Origin of the sequence: Streptomyces sp. NPDC018026, assembly GCF_044327745.1 — a bacterium.
Classification (GTDB): domain Bacteria; phylum Actinomycetota; class Actinomycetes; order Streptomycetales; family Streptomycetaceae; genus Streptomyces; species Streptomyces rubrogriseus.
The window spans coordinates 783,629-796,904 of record NZ_JBIRFY010000003.1; the positions used below are offsets into that span (position 1 = coordinate 783,629).

Below are 13,276 nucleotides of genomic sequence, written 5' to 3' on the forward strand. Positions count from 1 at the left end.
GACTCGTCGCTCAGCTTGGCGCACAGGACGATCAGTTCATCTCCCTTGCTTGCCCGGCTTGGCCTTGAACCGCAGGAACTTGCCGGTCCGGCTCGCCGGGCATCCCGTGAAGACGGTTGACTGCCCAGTCAGGCCGGACCCAGCCGGTGACGGTATCCGCTGTCACCACCGGCCTCCTCACGGCACCCGCGCAGAACGCGGCGGCATGTCCCTCGCCTGCACGGAGCTCGTCGCCGTCTTGGGCTCTCGCACGGCCCGTGCCATACGCCATTCCGCCTTCATGCCGGACGTCCCCTCAAGCCCTTCACGGCCCCATTACTGGAGAGGAAAACATGACCGGACGCCGTCGTACCTTCTCGACGAAGACGAAAGCCTTCACCGCCGTGCTTACGACCGTGGCGGCAGCAGGGATCGCCATACCGGTGATCATGAGCGCGCAAGACGAGCCAGCGACATCCGCGAAGACGGGCACCGCGAACACCCCCCTCAGCAGCGTGCAGAAGCTGCACCCCGACGCGGCCTGCTACGAAGTACAGGTCCCGGTGTCGATGAAGAAGATGGGCAACGCCCATATCTACGGGGAGCTGTGCCAGCCACGCCACCAGAGCACGACCAGCAAGACCGTTCAGCTACTGGTCCCCGGCTCCACCTACAACCACAGCTACTACGACATGCCGGTCGCCAACGGTCGCTACTCCTACGTCTCCTCGGCACTCGACGCGGGCTTCTCCACCTTCAATATCGACCGCCTCGCCACCGGCAAGAGCACGCTGCCGCCCAGCTCCCAGTACACCCTCGACACCGGCACCGACACCCTCCACCAGGTCATCACCCAGCTGCGGGACGGCCAGATCAAGGACCGCACGTTCGACAAGGTCGTCTGGGTCGGCCACTCGCTGGGCTCGTCCATGGCCTGGGCCCAGGCCGCAAAGCACCCCCATGACGTGGACGCCTTCGTGCTCACCGGCATGAGCCACGTCGTCCGCAAGGAAGAGCCCTCCGACAACGGCCCCGGCCAGGACATCCAATTCGAGATCAAAGCGAAGGACGACTCCAAGTTCCGCGGCACGATCAACGACTCCGGTTACCTGACCACAAACGCCGGCATGCGTCAGTTCTTCTACGACACCGACCACACCGACCCGGCCGTCATCAAAGCCGACGAACGCCTCAAGGACGTCAGTACCGCCGCAGACTCCGAGACCACACCCCTTTCCCCCGCCAAGTCCCCCTCCCGCACCATCAAAGTGCCCACCCTCCTGGTCACCGGCGACAAGGACCAGTACTGCACCGTCGGCACCTGCACCTCCGAGACGATGCTGGCCAACGAACGGCCCTACTACTCCGACCAGGCCGGCCTCACATCGATCGTCGTGCCCAACAGCGGCCACAACGTACAACTGCACAAGAACGCACCGGAGACGAACAACCAGATCCTGAACTGGATCGAAACCACAAGCTGACTGGCTGTTCTCTATCCGCTCGGGTGGTCGGCGGGGCCTCTTGGTAGCTCGCGGATGTCGAGTGGTCACCGTTGCCCGGCCCAGTTGGTCAACTCCTGGGTGCGGCCGCCTTGCCTCCGGGTCCACAAGCGCAGCCGGGCCAGGGTGCCGACCCCGGTACGGCTCGGACGATGCCCCCGGACTTCCCGCCCTGGCCGCGGGTGTACGCCTTCTTTCACCCGCTGGCGGGATGCGGGGCTGGCAGCGGAACTGCACGACCGGCTGCGGCCGCGGTGCTCGCGACGGTGCCCGTGCGCAGGCGCGGGGGAGTCACGTGTCGAGCCGGGCGGCGATCCCGTCGAGAACCATACCCAGGTGCCGTTCGAACCGCTGGTCGCCGTCGTCGAGGAGGCGCCCGGCCTCCTTGACCAGTGACGCGCCTTCGCCGAGCCAGGCGTCGCGCTGGTCGATCGAGTAGCGCGACGGATCGGCCCCGGCGGCCTGGCGCCTCTCCTGCTCCTCAATGACGAAGCCGACGGCGAACGCGGTGACCAGGTCGATGGCGTCGTCCGCGTCGGCGGGCTTCCAGCCGGACGCGGTCCAGCGTTCGAACAACGGCTCCTTCATGCGGACTACGTCCGGGTCGGTGATCCGGGTGCCACTGAAGATGCGGGCCCCGTCGCGGTGGAGCAGGTACTCCGAGCGCAGCACGCGGCCGTAGGCGGCGAGGTCGTCGCGCCATCCGTCACCCGGCGGGACCGCGGCGAGGGCGTCGGCCACCCGGCGCATGACCTCGGTGGCCATCTCGTCGAGCAACTCCTGCTTGTTGCGCACATGCCAGTAGAGCGCGGAGGGGCGGACGTCGAGTCGGGAGGCGAGTGCACGGACGGTGAGGGCGTCCATGCCCTGGTCGTCAAGGAGTTCGAGCGCCGCCGTGACGATCTGCTCCCGGGTGATGCCCTTGGTCATGGTTGACACCTTAACAGCGTTCAGGAATGCTGGCCACGGCACTGAACTTAGTTAAGGAGAGGCCGTGGTGCGTGCTGGAGCGAGTCATTGGCGCCGTGGGCGATCCGGAGGCGCTTGGCGGCTGCGCCGCGAGGGCGTGACGACCCTGTCGCTGGCCCAGGTCGGGTCCGACGCTCTGGAGCGGGCTCTGGCCGATGCGGTGTCCGAGACGTCGCCCGGTCTCGCGCTGGACTGCCTGTGGGGCCCGTCACCGAGGCCTCCTTCGCCGAACCGGGTCGCAGCGGCGAGGGCACCGGGGCGAACACGGACTACGTCCAGATCGGCTCGTCCGCCGGCCTGGAGGCGTCGCTGCCCGCGGACCTTGCTGCGCGGCCGGTGAATCGAATCCGGATCGCCGGGAGCGGCGTCGGATCGCGGTCAGCCGGGGAGATGCTCGCCGAGGCACCCGAGGTCATGGCCCGCTTCGCCGACGGATTCCTGCAGCCGCCCTACACCGCGTTCCCTCTGAGCCGGGTCGGTGAGGCATGGGCACACACGGGCCGCAGCCGCGCCGTCGTCGTGCCGGATCGAACCATCCATCCATCAGACGTGATCGGAGAAAGGAAAGCCATGCAGAAGAGGGCATTAGTGGTGGGGCTCGGGATCGCGGGGATGTCCGCGGCCATCGGGCTGCGCCGGGCCGGTTGGACGCCGGTGATCGTCGAACGGGCACCCGAGCGCCGTACCGGGGGCTACTTCATCTTCATGTTCCCGGAGGGTGTGCGGGCCGCGGCCGACCTGGGGATCGCCGACCACCTGCACACCCGCAACCCGCAATGGCGACCGGGCGGGAACTCGTGGTCGGTGGATTGCCGGGGCAGGCGGAAGCCGGCTCTGGGATTGCTGGACGCGCCCAGCGGTCTGGCAGCGGTGCTGCGCAGCGACATCGAGGCCGCGTTGTGGCAGGGCATCAACGGCGACGGGACCCAGGACGCCGTCGAGGTGCGGTTCGCGACCACTCCGGTCGAGATCACCGAGGACGCCTGCGGGGTGCGGGTCCTGCTCGAGGATGCCGGCACCGGAAAGCAGTACCGTGAGGACTTCGATCTCGTGGTCGGCGCGGACGGGATGCGCTCGAGCGTGCGCCGGATGGTGTTCGGTCCGGACGAGAACTACCTGGCGAACTGGAAGGCGATGATTTGCGCGTTCCAGCTGAAGGAGCAGGTGCCCACCTACGAGGCGAGCGACAGCATCATCGTCTCGCGCCCCAAGCGCGCCATGTGGGTGTTCGGACTCGCCGACCACGCGCCCTGCGCCTGGCTGACCTACCGCACCGAGGACATCCCGGACCGGTTCGCCGGGCCGTCGGTCGAGCAGGTACGCGCGGCCTTTTCCGGGATGGACGACGACCCCGTGGTGCGCCACGTTCTGGACTCTCTGGAGCAGGCCCCTGACCACGTGTTCGATTCGATCCACCAGGTGAGGATGGACCGGTGGAGTACGGGGCGGGTCGTGCTGGTGGGCGACGCGGCCTGGTGCATGAACACCTACTCGGCCATGGGCTCCTCGTCCTCGTTGCGCGGTGGCGCCGCACTGGGCGCGGCCCTGCAGGAGCACCCCGACGACCTCGCCGCCGCCCTGGACGCCTGGGAGACCGGCCTGCGTCCCTACATCACCAGGCAGCGGCGCTCCGCACGGATCAAGCAACAACGGTTCGTACCGTCCAGCCGCCCGGTCCAAGTGCTGGTCTCGTGCGCTCTCGAGCTGATCCGCAGGATCGTCCACCGCCGGTTGGCTGCGGAGTTCACCGCGTCGGCCGCTGTCCCGTCCGGCACGGCGAGGTGATGGCCATGCAGAAGAGGGCATTGGTGGTGGGGCTCGGGATCGCGGGGATGTCCGCGGCGATCGGGCTGCGCCGGGCCGGTTGGACGCCGGTGATCGCCGAACGGGCGCCCGAGCGGCGCACCGGGGGCTACTTCGTCGGGCTGTTCCCGGAGGGCAGGCAGGCCGCGATCGACCTGGACATCGTCGAGCACCTGCACACCCGTAACCCGGAACGGGCGGACGGCGGCGGGAATGCGTGGTCGGTGGATCGTCGGGGCAGGCGCAGGCCGGCCCTGGGATTCCTTGATCAGCCCGGGGAGCCGGCAGCGGTGCTGCGCGGGGACATCGAGGCCGCGCTGTGGCAGAGCACCACCGACGTCGAGGTGCGATTCGGGACCACTCCGGTCGAGATCACCGAAGGCGCCGACGGGGTGCGGGTTCTGCTCGAGGATGCCGGCACCGGAAAGCAGTACCGTGAGGACTTCGATCTCGTGGTCGGCGCGGACGGGATGCGCTCGAGCGTGCGCCGGATCGTGTTCGGTCCGCACGAGGAGCATCTGACCACGTGGAACGCGATGATCTGCGCCTTCCAGCTGAAGGAGCAGGTACCCACGTACGAGGCGAGCGACAGTATCATCATCGCGCGCGCCCAGCGGGCGGTGTGGGTGTTCGGGCTCGCCGACCACGCGCCCACCGCGCTGCTGACCTACCGGACCAAGGACTTCCTGGAGCAATTCAGCGGGTCGCGGGTCGAGCGGCTGCGCGCGGTCTACTCCGGGATGGACGACGACCCCGTGGTGCGTCACGTCCTGGACTCCCTGGAAGAAGCCACCGACCACGTGTTCGACTCGGTGCACCAGGTGCGGATGCCGCGGTGGAGCAGGGGGCGGGTCGTGCTGGTGGGGGACGCGGCCTGGTGCATGAACCTCTACTCGGGCATGGGTGCCACGTCCTCGCTGCGCGGCGGCGCCGCACTGGGCGCGGCCCTGCAGGAGCACCCCGACGACCTCGCCGCCGCCCTGGACGCCTGGGAGACCGGCCTGCGTCCGTTCATCACCAAGCACCAGCGCACCGCGCGACTCAAGCAGCAGATGTTCGTCCCGTCCAGCCGTCGGGCCGCGGTACTGCGCTCGGTCCTCATCGGTCTGGCCCGCAGGATCCGCGGCCGCCGGACGGCGAAGGAGGCGGGCGGGCAGCAGGTCTCGGCGCTGTCCGGCGCGTCGCGGTGACGACGGTGTCCGCGTCGCGGAGAGGCAATGCGTGACGCCGGAGCCTGGTGCGCTACGGGCATCGGAAATCGGACCAGCACAGCGAGGAAGGTAGCTCCTGGGGCAATGCGTATCGAGAAGTGAAAGAAACAAGCCAAGCGTAGGTCGCCGGGTGGCATTATTTTCACACGGCGCGCACCGGCCGGCCGAATTGGCCCCGACGCGCAAATTGCCGGGGCCATACAGGCCACCGGCGAATCCGGCACGACCTCAACGCAGCCCAAGTGTCCTTGCGGAAAACCGTCGTTGACAATTCTAGGCTCATGCTTTTAGCGTGAATATCACATACCGGCAGGCGCGAAAAGGGAGTCAGAGAATGCTGTCCTATCTGCGAGCCGATGTGCACTTCGAGAACACCAACGGCGCATACAATCAAAGTTACTGCTTCGCCAACAAGGGCACCTACAACTTCGCAGCGAGCGGCCCGGGCATCACCGTGTGGGTCGACAAGATCTCCACCGGAAACAACAGGGTCAAGTACCACGACGTGAACGGGACAACCGGCACCTACCCCAAGCACTACGTCATCACCTTCCCCAACAGGCCGCCCCACGTCGACTGGATAGAGATCCTGTAACAGAACGTGTTGGGTATGCGGCTGCCGGGCTTCGCTCGCCCTGTCGTTCGGCAGCCTGTGGACGAGGCAGGACCGTCCTTGGCGCTGGTCCTCGACCAAACCCGGGCTGCTGTCACAGCCGGCTTCGACAGAGTCCGGCTGAACCAGCGCACGAGCCGAGCCGGGAATGCACCGACCACTCTGGCGATCATGGGGCGTGAGGTGCCCGACATCGAGTTCGGCACCTCGGTGGTCCCCCGGCCCCAGTTTGCCGGCGGAGATCACCGTCGCGTCGTCGGGCGGGCGGGTGTAGAGGCCGAAGATTCTCGGCCCATGGAACAGGGCTTGTCGCTTACTGGCCCAGGCGGGCTGATACAGCAGATGAACCGGGACGGGATCGACCCGAACTGATGACAGCCCAGGTGTGCCGCCGAATTAAGGACGATACCGCGGCACACTCATCGAGAAACGAGGAGAAAATGCCGAAATCGCTGGTGCACAAGAACCTGGCCATCGGGCTAGTGATCACGGCCGTCATCACGACGCTGTCGGTAGTTATGGCGGACGACGGCAGCAAGATGGAGGAGTTCAGGACGTCGCTGATGGTGGGCTTCTTGGTGACGGGGGCAGTGACAGGGGGTACCTGGCTGCTGCAGCGGAAACGTTCGGCACCGTGACGGGCGTTGGAGCGTCGCGGTGTCGGTGTAGAGGATGTCCATGCTCCCGTTGGAGAGATAGGGGGCCTTCCTCGCCGACGACGCCGACATCGTGGCCTTCCTGAAGGCACGCGGGAGGAGCTGAATGTTGGTGCGGGGTCTGGCATGTCGCGGTGACAGGTGGGGCAGGCGCCGGTCCAGATCGCGAGGAGTAACTGCAGCTCGCGAACGACTTGGTAGAGGCTCAGGCCGGCGCCGTCTCTTTTGGGGATCGGCTCAGTCGCTGCAGGGTGGAGAAGGCGTGGGCGACCGAGACGAGGGTGACGTGGTGGTGCCAGCCTGGCCAGGTTCGGCCTTCGAAGTGGGCCAGGCCCAGGGTCTGCCAGCAGCCAGCGGACCGGGAGCCCGGTGCCGGCCGTGGCCTTGCGGATCTCACGTCCGGCGGGCCGGACCCGCAGGGCCACGAAGCGCGAGTACATGCGTTTGTGTCCGCTGCGGCCACTGCCCGGCCGCGATCCCTCCCGCCACTGCACCGGCCGCGCGGCGCGTTTCCCGGCCGCGATGACCAGGCTCTTCACGGTCTGCGCGGGCTCGGGGCAGGCCGGGACCGGCCGTCGGCCCAGGCCGGAGTAGGCCGGGGTGCACGGCTGTGCATGTATCGGAAGTGGGTCTTGGAGCGGCTTGGAATCTGGGTATACAAGCCTGTCTCGCAAGATCGGCAGCGGTCGATGGGCAGGTACTGGTAGTAGTCGGCTGTGGCAGGAGACGTGTGGACCCCAGTGATTTCGATAGCCGGTGTGGCTGTAGGTGGTGCGTTGACGTACCTGACCCAGCGCACGACGCAGCGGGCAGCTGACCGGGCTGACGGGCAAAGGCGGGCTGCGGCGCGAGCGGAGGAGCGACGTGCTGAACAGATCAGGACCGTGCTGGAGTTCATCCGGTGCGCGTTGGAGGCTGAGGGCGTGGCGCATGCGAGGCCGCCCCGATGGGAGGTCGGCGATGACTGGTATGTGACGGCCAGACCGGCGATGGACGGTCTTCGAATAGCCGAAAAGAGCATCGAGTTGCTGTGCGCCCCTGACCTTCACACACCGACGACTGCCTACGCCCGCGCCTTGAATCAAGCGGTCTGGCAGGAGCGTGACGAGGGGAACCTGGCCGAGCGCCTGGAGCCGGTCAAAGCGGAATTTCTCGCCCTGGCACGCCGCAGTCTGACGTGACGCCGTCAGGTCACAGCCACTCGTTGATCGCAGCCATCAGTACGGTCGCCCCGTAGCGCACGGCCAGCTTGTCGTACCTCGTGGCCACGGCCCGGTGCCTCTTGAGGCGGTTGATGCCGCATTCGACAGCGTGGCGCTCACGGTAGTCGACCGGGTCGAACGTCGGCGGCCGGCCGCCGCGGGAGCCGCGCTTCCTGCGGTTGCGGGACTGGTCGGCTTTGTCTGGGATGGTGCAGCGGATCCCGCGCCGTCGCAGGTAGGCGCGGTTCTTCCGGGAGGCGTACGCCTTGTCGGCGCGCACTCGATTGGGTCGGGTGCGCGGCCGGCCGGGTCCGAGGCGTGGCACGCGTACCTTGTCCAGGACGGGCTCGAACTGGGGCGAGTCTCCTCGCTGCCCAGCCGTCACCACGATCGACATAGGCTTCTGGCCCTGCTCGACGATCAGGTGCAGCTTGGTGGTGAACCCGCCGCGTGAGCGTCCCCCTCCATGATCACGGCGTTCGGTGAAGTTACCGCCCGGCGGTTCCTTCTGCAGGTCGCCCTGCTTCCTTGCCCCGGCCGCATGCTGATGGGCGCGGCGCACCGTGGAGCCGACGCTCAGGTCCCACACGATCTCACCCTTCGCGTCGGCCAGGGACTGAAGCCGTGAGCATTGTTTGGTCATGACCTGTGGCTCTCCCGGCGGCGGACCCCACAAGTCGTGCCGCCGTGGCGTCGGTACGGACCACAAAAGGCGTTATGGACGCTGCTGGCCGCGTGAGGCTGGGCCCCTTGTCCTCGGTCGCCGTCCCGGCGTGGGCGGGCGCGGCTCGGCGTCGGGCCGACGCGAGGACGGCCGCCTCCGCCGTAGCGTTCGAAGCAGATCACGGAGCAGGTGTTTCCAAGGAGGTGGCTGAGGGCTGCCTCGACGAGTCGGTCGGCGAGGGCTGTTCGGTCGGGGTGCTCTGCCTGCTGTCTGCCTCTGCCCCGGCTCCCGTGAAGAGCAGCATCAGCGCGGTCACCACCGCCGCGGCGACCATGATCGCTTCGCCCGCGTTGCCGGGCGCCGCAGTGCCGGGCACGGCCGACTGCGTCTGTGAACGGCGGTAGATGGCGTACCCCACCACACAGGCGATCACGAAGATCGCGAGGGGTACGCCCTCGATGTGTACCGTCATTACGGGCCTCTTCGGCTCGGGGAGCACCGCCCGTCTCGACCCGCCAAGATCCCGGCGGACGGTGCCCCAATCAGGGCCCTGCGGATGCATGGCCCTACGCCCCTTGGGGAGGTCCGACGGGTCTCAGACAGCACTGAGGACCCACCTCCACAAATGCGGAGCGCGGGTCCTCTGTCGTTAACGAGAGGATTGTCATCCGCCGTTTTTCCCAAACAGTGAAGTGAGTCACACTGTGCTTCACCTGCGGCTGGTCACGGTCGTCGCGCTGCGCCCCGCCGCCTGATGCTCCGGTCTGCTGCCGCGTGTCTCAGTCCGTCGCCGTTCTGGTTCTTGATAATGCTCATTTTCTAGAACCAGAGCTGAAAGTGGGCCACATGGACGGAACAGCCCGTCAGTTGGCCGTCGTCACGGCGGCCGCCGACGTCGTGGAGGCGGAGCTGGTGGACGACGAGACGGCCGGCGCCTCCCCGGTCGTCCACGCGGGCCGGGGCCGGCACCTGTCTCCCGAGACCGTCGCCGCCATCCAGGCGAGCGTGGCCGACTCGCACCCACCGTGCCTACGGCGCCGACCGCGACACGTTCACCGCCTGGTGCACGAAGGAGGACAGAACGGCCGAGATCACCGGGCTCTACGAAACTCGGTACAGCTCAAGGTGCTGACCAAGACCATCACCCGCTACGGCCGACTCGATCTTCTCTGCATTGATGAGCTGGGCTAAGAGGACGTCTCAACTGGCTTGATCACTAGGCTGACGGCCGTGATGGCGATGGTGGGGCGTCTGATGCCGGACGGGTTGTGGGAGTTGTTCCAGCGGGTGGTCCCGGCTGCGCCGATGCGTCCGCAGGGTGGCGGCCGACGCCGCTACGGTGATCGCGAAGTGCTGGCGGCGATCCTGTTCGTGGCTACGACGGGGTGTACCTGGCGGCAACTGCCACCGGTCTTCGGCCCGTCCGGGCCGATCGCGCACCGGCGGTTTACCGAGTGGAGCTGGGCCCGGGTATGGGGCAAGCTTCACCGCCTGCTCCTGGACGAACTCGGCGCGCGTGGCGAGTTGGACTGGTCCTGGTGTGCCATCGACTCCGTGAACATGCGCGTGAAGAAAGGGTGGGACCTGACGGGTCCGAATCCCGTAGATCGCGGCAAGAAGGGACCAAAGATCCATCGGGATCTCCGCCGCGAACACCCACGACAGCCAGGGACTCGAGCCCCTGGTGCGCGGCATTCCGCCCATCTGCTCCCGCCGCGGACCGCGCCGACGACGGCCCGCCAAGCTCCATGGCGACAAGGGGTACGACTACCACCACCTTCGCTGGTGGCTACGCTCCCGGAGCATCACCCCACGCATCGCCCGCAAGGGCATCGAGTCCTCCCAGCGCCTGGGCCGTCACCGATGGGCCGTGGAACGCACGGTGGCCTGGCTTGCCGGGTGCCGCGGTCTCCACTGCCGCTACGAGCGCAAGGCCGAACACTTCCTTGCCTTCGCCGGCATCGCCGCCGCGCTCATCTGCTGCCGGCGTCTGGCTGCGTGAGCCGGTTCATGCGACTCCGAGGAACCCCGGGTCGGCGCCGTCGAACTGCAGACACGAGTCGCGGCTCAGCCCCAGGAGTTCCGCCATGGGCACCGCACGGCGACTGGTCGCCAGCAGGTCCTGGCGGGCCTCAGCCGACCACAACGGCGGGAAGAACGACAATCCCTGCCGGCCGTTCAGCACGGACACCTCGCTGCGCCAGCCGTCCCACCGCAGGCCCCCATAGAACTCCTGTAGCCCTCCGGAGAGAATCCAGGACAGCCAGGCCGAGTGCCCGGCGCCCAGCGCCTCCCAGCCAAGGGAATCAGGGGCGAAGTAGAGGATTTCGCCCGGCTCGCCGGGCCGACCGGCGGCACGGGGGTTTCCGCTGTTGAGGGCGAACACCCCGCCCAGCACATCGTGCGCAACCACGAGTCCCGCCCCTGGCCGCCAGGCCGGATCGAACGTCGAGGGCATCGCGTTGATCTCCGCCAGGCCCGGCAGCCTCTCGGCATGGGCGCCTCCCGGGCTTCCGAAGATCCGCAACCAGCCGCTGTCCACCAGCAGACCGCCGCTATTCAAGACAATCCCGCCCAGGTTCGACCGGGCCGAGACCTGGAGCTGCACCAGCGAGGCGCAGCCTGTCTCGGCATCGCCGGGCAGCACCTCGACTGGTACGTCAGTGCCGGACAGTTCCTGGAGGAGGAGCGGCCAGGCTGGATCATCGACGTTGAGCAGCTCATCGACCTCGCGCATGCCCGCATCGTTGCACCAGCACTGAAGATGCAGTCCGCCGGGGCACCTTCACTTCGATCCACCAAACGAGATGATCTCTAAATGGAGCTCGACCGCAGGGGCGCTGAGCTGCTGTTCCAGGTTCTGACCGAACGCGAGGAGAAGAACAGCGTCGCCATCGCCTCGAACGAGAGTTTCAGCAGCTAGACCAAGACCTTCACCGACCCCCGGCTCTGCGCGGCCATCGTCGACCGGCTCACCTTCGGCGGCAAACTCATCCAGACCGGCACCGAATCCTACCGCCTGGCCCTCACCCAGGCCCGGGCCGCCGCACAAGACGCCTCTGGCTGACGTCTAGCTGTTGTGGGGCAGGACGTTGGTGACGGGGGGCGGGTCACGCCTGCCGCGGGCTGAGATCAACGTGGACCTGATTGAACCCCTGGTCCAGCAGGGCTGGACGGTCCGCGTTCCCGTCTGATCGGGCCCACTGGCTGGATACAGCGTCGAGTACAGCCGTGGCGGCATTGGTGAACAGATCGGCGGTGTACGGGTCGAGGTCGGTCCCTGGCCGATTTTGGAGCGCGTCGCTGACTCGCCTGCGCCATTCGGTTCTGCGTTGGTGGAGTCGCCCGGCCAGTGCGGGCGTTGCCTCGATCAGGCGGATGGTTGCGAGCGCCTGCTCACTGGCGTGGATCTCTTCCTGCCAAGCCCGCAGGACCTGGTGCAGGCACTCCCACGGCCCTTCGCCCGCTGGTCGCATTGCGATGTCGGCGACGACGCTCTCTCCGGTGAGGTCGATGCCGTCGAAGACGACGTCTTCCTTGGTCGGGAAGTAACGGAAGAAGCTGCGCTTGGTCATGCCGGCTACTCGGGCGATGTCCTCGACGGTCGTCTCGTCGAAGCCCTGGCGGGCGAACAGGTCGATGGCCACCTTGGCGAGCTCCGCCCGCACTGCTCGGCGGGTGCGTTCACGCAGTCCCTCTTTCATGCGCTCAGTCTACTTTGCATCATTCGATGACTATCATGTCACCAAGTGACAGATTTCGAATGGGGTGGTGGCAGTGGAAAGCAAGACCGTCCTGGTGACCGGCAGCACGGGTGGCATCGGCAAGGAGACCGCGCGACAGTTGGCCGCGCTCGGCGCGAGCGTGATCCTCGTCGGACGGGACAAGTACCGCGCCGACGCTGCTGTGGCGGATCTTCGTCACACCAGCGGGAACGACGACGTCACGGCGATCACGGCCGACATGTCCCGGCTGCGCGACGTCCGTCGCCTCGCCCAGGAGGCCAGCGGCCGGGCCAGCGGCGTGGACGTGCTGATCAACAACGCCGGAGCGACCCGATCCCACCGCGAGGTGACCGAGGACGGCATCGAGACCGCGTTCGCGGTCAACGTGGTCGCGCCGTTCTGCCTCACCCACTGGCTGATGCCGGCCCTGACCGCGTCCGGGCAGGCCCGGGTCATCAACATCACCGGCGGCATCCCCCGGGGGCACATCGACCTCAACAACCTGCAGGGCGAGAAGTCCTATGTCGGCCTGTCGTTCTACAACCAGACCAAGCTGGCGCAGATGGCGATGAGCTACCGCTTCGCCCAGGAACTTGCGGCCACACCGGTAACGCTGAACGTCGCCTACCCCGGACACGCCTACACCTCGATGAACAAGAGCCTCACCGTCGGCACCTATCCGCCACTGGCTCGCCCGATCGTCCCGTTGCTGCGGCTGGCGATGCCCGTCGTCTACGGCCGCCGGGCACTGCTGAGGGCCACGCGCTCCAGCGTGTACCTCGCCTCCAGCCACGAGGAGCGCAAAACGAACGGCGCCTACTTCAACAGCAAGGGCAAGCGGACCCCGTGGCCCGATGCCGTCCTGGACGACACCACCCGCAACACCATCTGGGAGCTGTGCGAGAGGCAGCGCGACCGTCCGACCACGGCGTAACCCTGTCACCGACGAGAA

General features: G+C 67.4%; 14 protein-coding genes and 3 pseudogenes. 11 read left to right on the plus strand and 6 right to left on the minus strand.

Annotated elements, in window-relative coordinates; all coding sequences use genetic code 11:
* Positions 1-428: 428 nt before the first annotated feature.
* A complete protein-coding gene (locus ACH4D3_RS13740; protein WP_398320950.1) occupies positions 429-1,463 on the plus strand; it encodes an alpha/beta fold hydrolase in 1,035 nt (344 codons plus the stop codon).
* Between the two features lie 309 nt (positions 1,464-1,772).
* Here ACH4D3_RS13740 and ACH4D3_RS13745 read toward each other — a convergent pair whose 3' ends face one another.
* Positions 1,773-2,411, minus strand: coding sequence for a TetR/AcrR family transcriptional regulator C-terminal domain-containing protein (locus ACH4D3_RS13745; protein WP_398320953.1), 639 nt, complete (start codon positions 2,409-2,411; stop codon positions 1,773-1,775).
* Between the two features lie 609 nt (positions 2,412-3,020).
* On the opposite strand from ACH4D3_RS13745, the gene ACH4D3_RS13750 reads away from it, so the two are divergent.
* The 5 genes from ACH4D3_RS13750 to ACH4D3_RS13770 all read left to right on the plus strand — a co-directional run bounded on the left by ACH4D3_RS13750 (position 3,021) and on the right by ACH4D3_RS13770 (position 6,715).
* Positions 3,021-4,235, plus strand: coding sequence for an FAD-dependent monooxygenase (locus ACH4D3_RS13750; protein WP_398321133.1), 1,215 nt, complete (start codon positions 3,021-3,023; stop codon positions 4,233-4,235).
* 5 nt (positions 4,236-4,240) lie between these two features.
* Positions 4,241-5,443 (plus strand): FAD-dependent monooxygenase, encoded by a 1,203-nt coding sequence (locus tag ACH4D3_RS13755; protein ID WP_398320956.1) that lies wholly within the window; start codon positions 4,241-4,243, stop codon positions 5,441-5,443.
* Positions 5,444-5,798: 355 nt separating this feature from the next.
* Positions 5,799-6,059 carry a beta/gamma crystallin domain-containing protein gene (locus ACH4D3_RS13760; protein WP_398320959.1) on the plus strand — a complete coding sequence of 87 codons (261 nt, stop codon included), beginning with the start codon at positions 5,799-5,801 and terminating at the stop codon, positions 6,057-6,059.
* Positions 6,060-6,137: 78 nt separating this feature from the next.
* The gene (locus tag ACH4D3_RS13765; RefSeq protein ID WP_398320962.1) at positions 6,138-6,449 is read left to right on the plus strand and encodes a hypothetical protein; all 312 of its coding nucleotides are present in this window, start codon (positions 6,138-6,140) and stop codon (positions 6,447-6,449) included.
* Complete coding sequence (locus tag ACH4D3_RS13770; RefSeq protein WP_398320965.1) at positions 6,449-6,715, plus strand: hypothetical protein; 267 nt, start codon at positions 6,449-6,451, stop codon at positions 6,713-6,715. Before ACH4D3_RS13765 ends, ACH4D3_RS13770 begins: the two co-directional genes overlap by 1 nt.
* Positions 6,716-6,938: 223 nt before the next feature.
* Here the strand turns inward: ACH4D3_RS13770 and ACH4D3_RS13775 are convergent.
* A pseudogene (locus ACH4D3_RS13775) lies at positions 6,939-7,356 on the minus strand (IS701 family transposase); the annotation flags it as partial.
* A 261-nt stretch (positions 7,357-7,617) separates the two neighbouring features.
* Between ACH4D3_RS13775 and ACH4D3_RS13780 the strand changes: the two are divergent.
* A complete protein-coding gene (locus tag ACH4D3_RS13780) occupies positions 7,618-7,914 on the plus strand; it encodes a hypothetical protein (protein WP_398320967.1) in 297 nt (98 codons plus the stop codon).
* A 10-nt stretch (positions 7,915-7,924) separates the two neighbouring features.
* On the opposite strand, the gene ACH4D3_RS13785 is transcribed toward ACH4D3_RS13780, so the two are convergent.
* Positions 7,925-8,578 carry an IS5 family transposase gene (locus ACH4D3_RS13785; RefSeq protein WP_398320970.1) on the minus strand — a complete coding sequence of 218 codons (654 nt, stop codon included), beginning with the start codon at positions 8,576-8,578 and terminating at the stop codon, positions 7,925-7,927.
* A 199-nt stretch (positions 8,579-8,777) separates the two neighbouring features.
* Positions 8,778-9,071 carry a hypothetical protein gene (locus tag ACH4D3_RS13790; RefSeq protein ID WP_398320973.1) on the minus strand — a complete coding sequence of 98 codons (294 nt, stop codon included), beginning with the start codon at positions 9,069-9,071 and terminating at the stop codon, positions 8,778-8,780.
* 374 nt (positions 9,072-9,445) lie between these two features.
* Here ACH4D3_RS13790 and ACH4D3_RS13795 point away from each other — a divergent pair, with 374 nt between their 5' ends.
* A complete protein-coding gene (locus tag ACH4D3_RS13795; RefSeq protein WP_398320976.1) occupies positions 9,446-9,790 on the plus strand; it encodes a hypothetical protein in 345 nt (114 codons plus the stop codon).
* Positions 9,791-9,838: 48 nt separating this feature from the next.
* Positions 9,839-10,601: pseudogene (locus ACH4D3_RS13800) on the plus strand (IS5 family transposase).
* A 6-nt stretch (positions 10,602-10,607) separates the two neighbouring features.
* On the opposite strand, the gene ACH4D3_RS13805 reads toward ACH4D3_RS13800, so the two are convergent.
* A complete protein-coding gene (locus tag ACH4D3_RS13805; RefSeq protein ID WP_398320979.1) occupies positions 10,608-11,336 on the minus strand; it encodes a DUF2625 family protein in 729 nt (242 codons plus the stop codon).
* Positions 11,337-11,417: 81 nt separating this feature from the next.
* Here ACH4D3_RS13805 and ACH4D3_RS13810 point away from each other — a divergent pair.
* A pseudogene (locus ACH4D3_RS13810) lies at positions 11,418-11,666 on the plus strand (ATP-binding protein); the annotation flags it as partial.
* A gap of 43 nt (positions 11,667-11,709) precedes the next feature.
* Here ACH4D3_RS13810 and ACH4D3_RS13815 read toward each other — a convergent pair.
* Positions 11,710-12,303 carry a TetR family transcriptional regulator gene (locus tag ACH4D3_RS13815; RefSeq protein WP_398320982.1) on the minus strand — a complete coding sequence of 198 codons (594 nt, stop codon included), beginning with the start codon at positions 12,301-12,303 and terminating at the stop codon, positions 11,710-11,712.
* Positions 12,304-12,370: 67 nt separating this feature from the next.
* On the opposite strand from ACH4D3_RS13815, the gene ACH4D3_RS13820 reads away from it, so the two are divergent.
* Positions 12,371-13,258 carry an SDR family NAD(P)-dependent oxidoreductase gene (locus tag ACH4D3_RS13820; RefSeq protein WP_398320985.1) on the plus strand — a complete coding sequence of 296 codons (888 nt, stop codon included), beginning with the start codon at positions 12,371-12,373 and terminating at the stop codon, positions 13,256-13,258.
* The last annotated feature ends 18 nt before the right edge of the window (positions 13,259-13,276 follow it).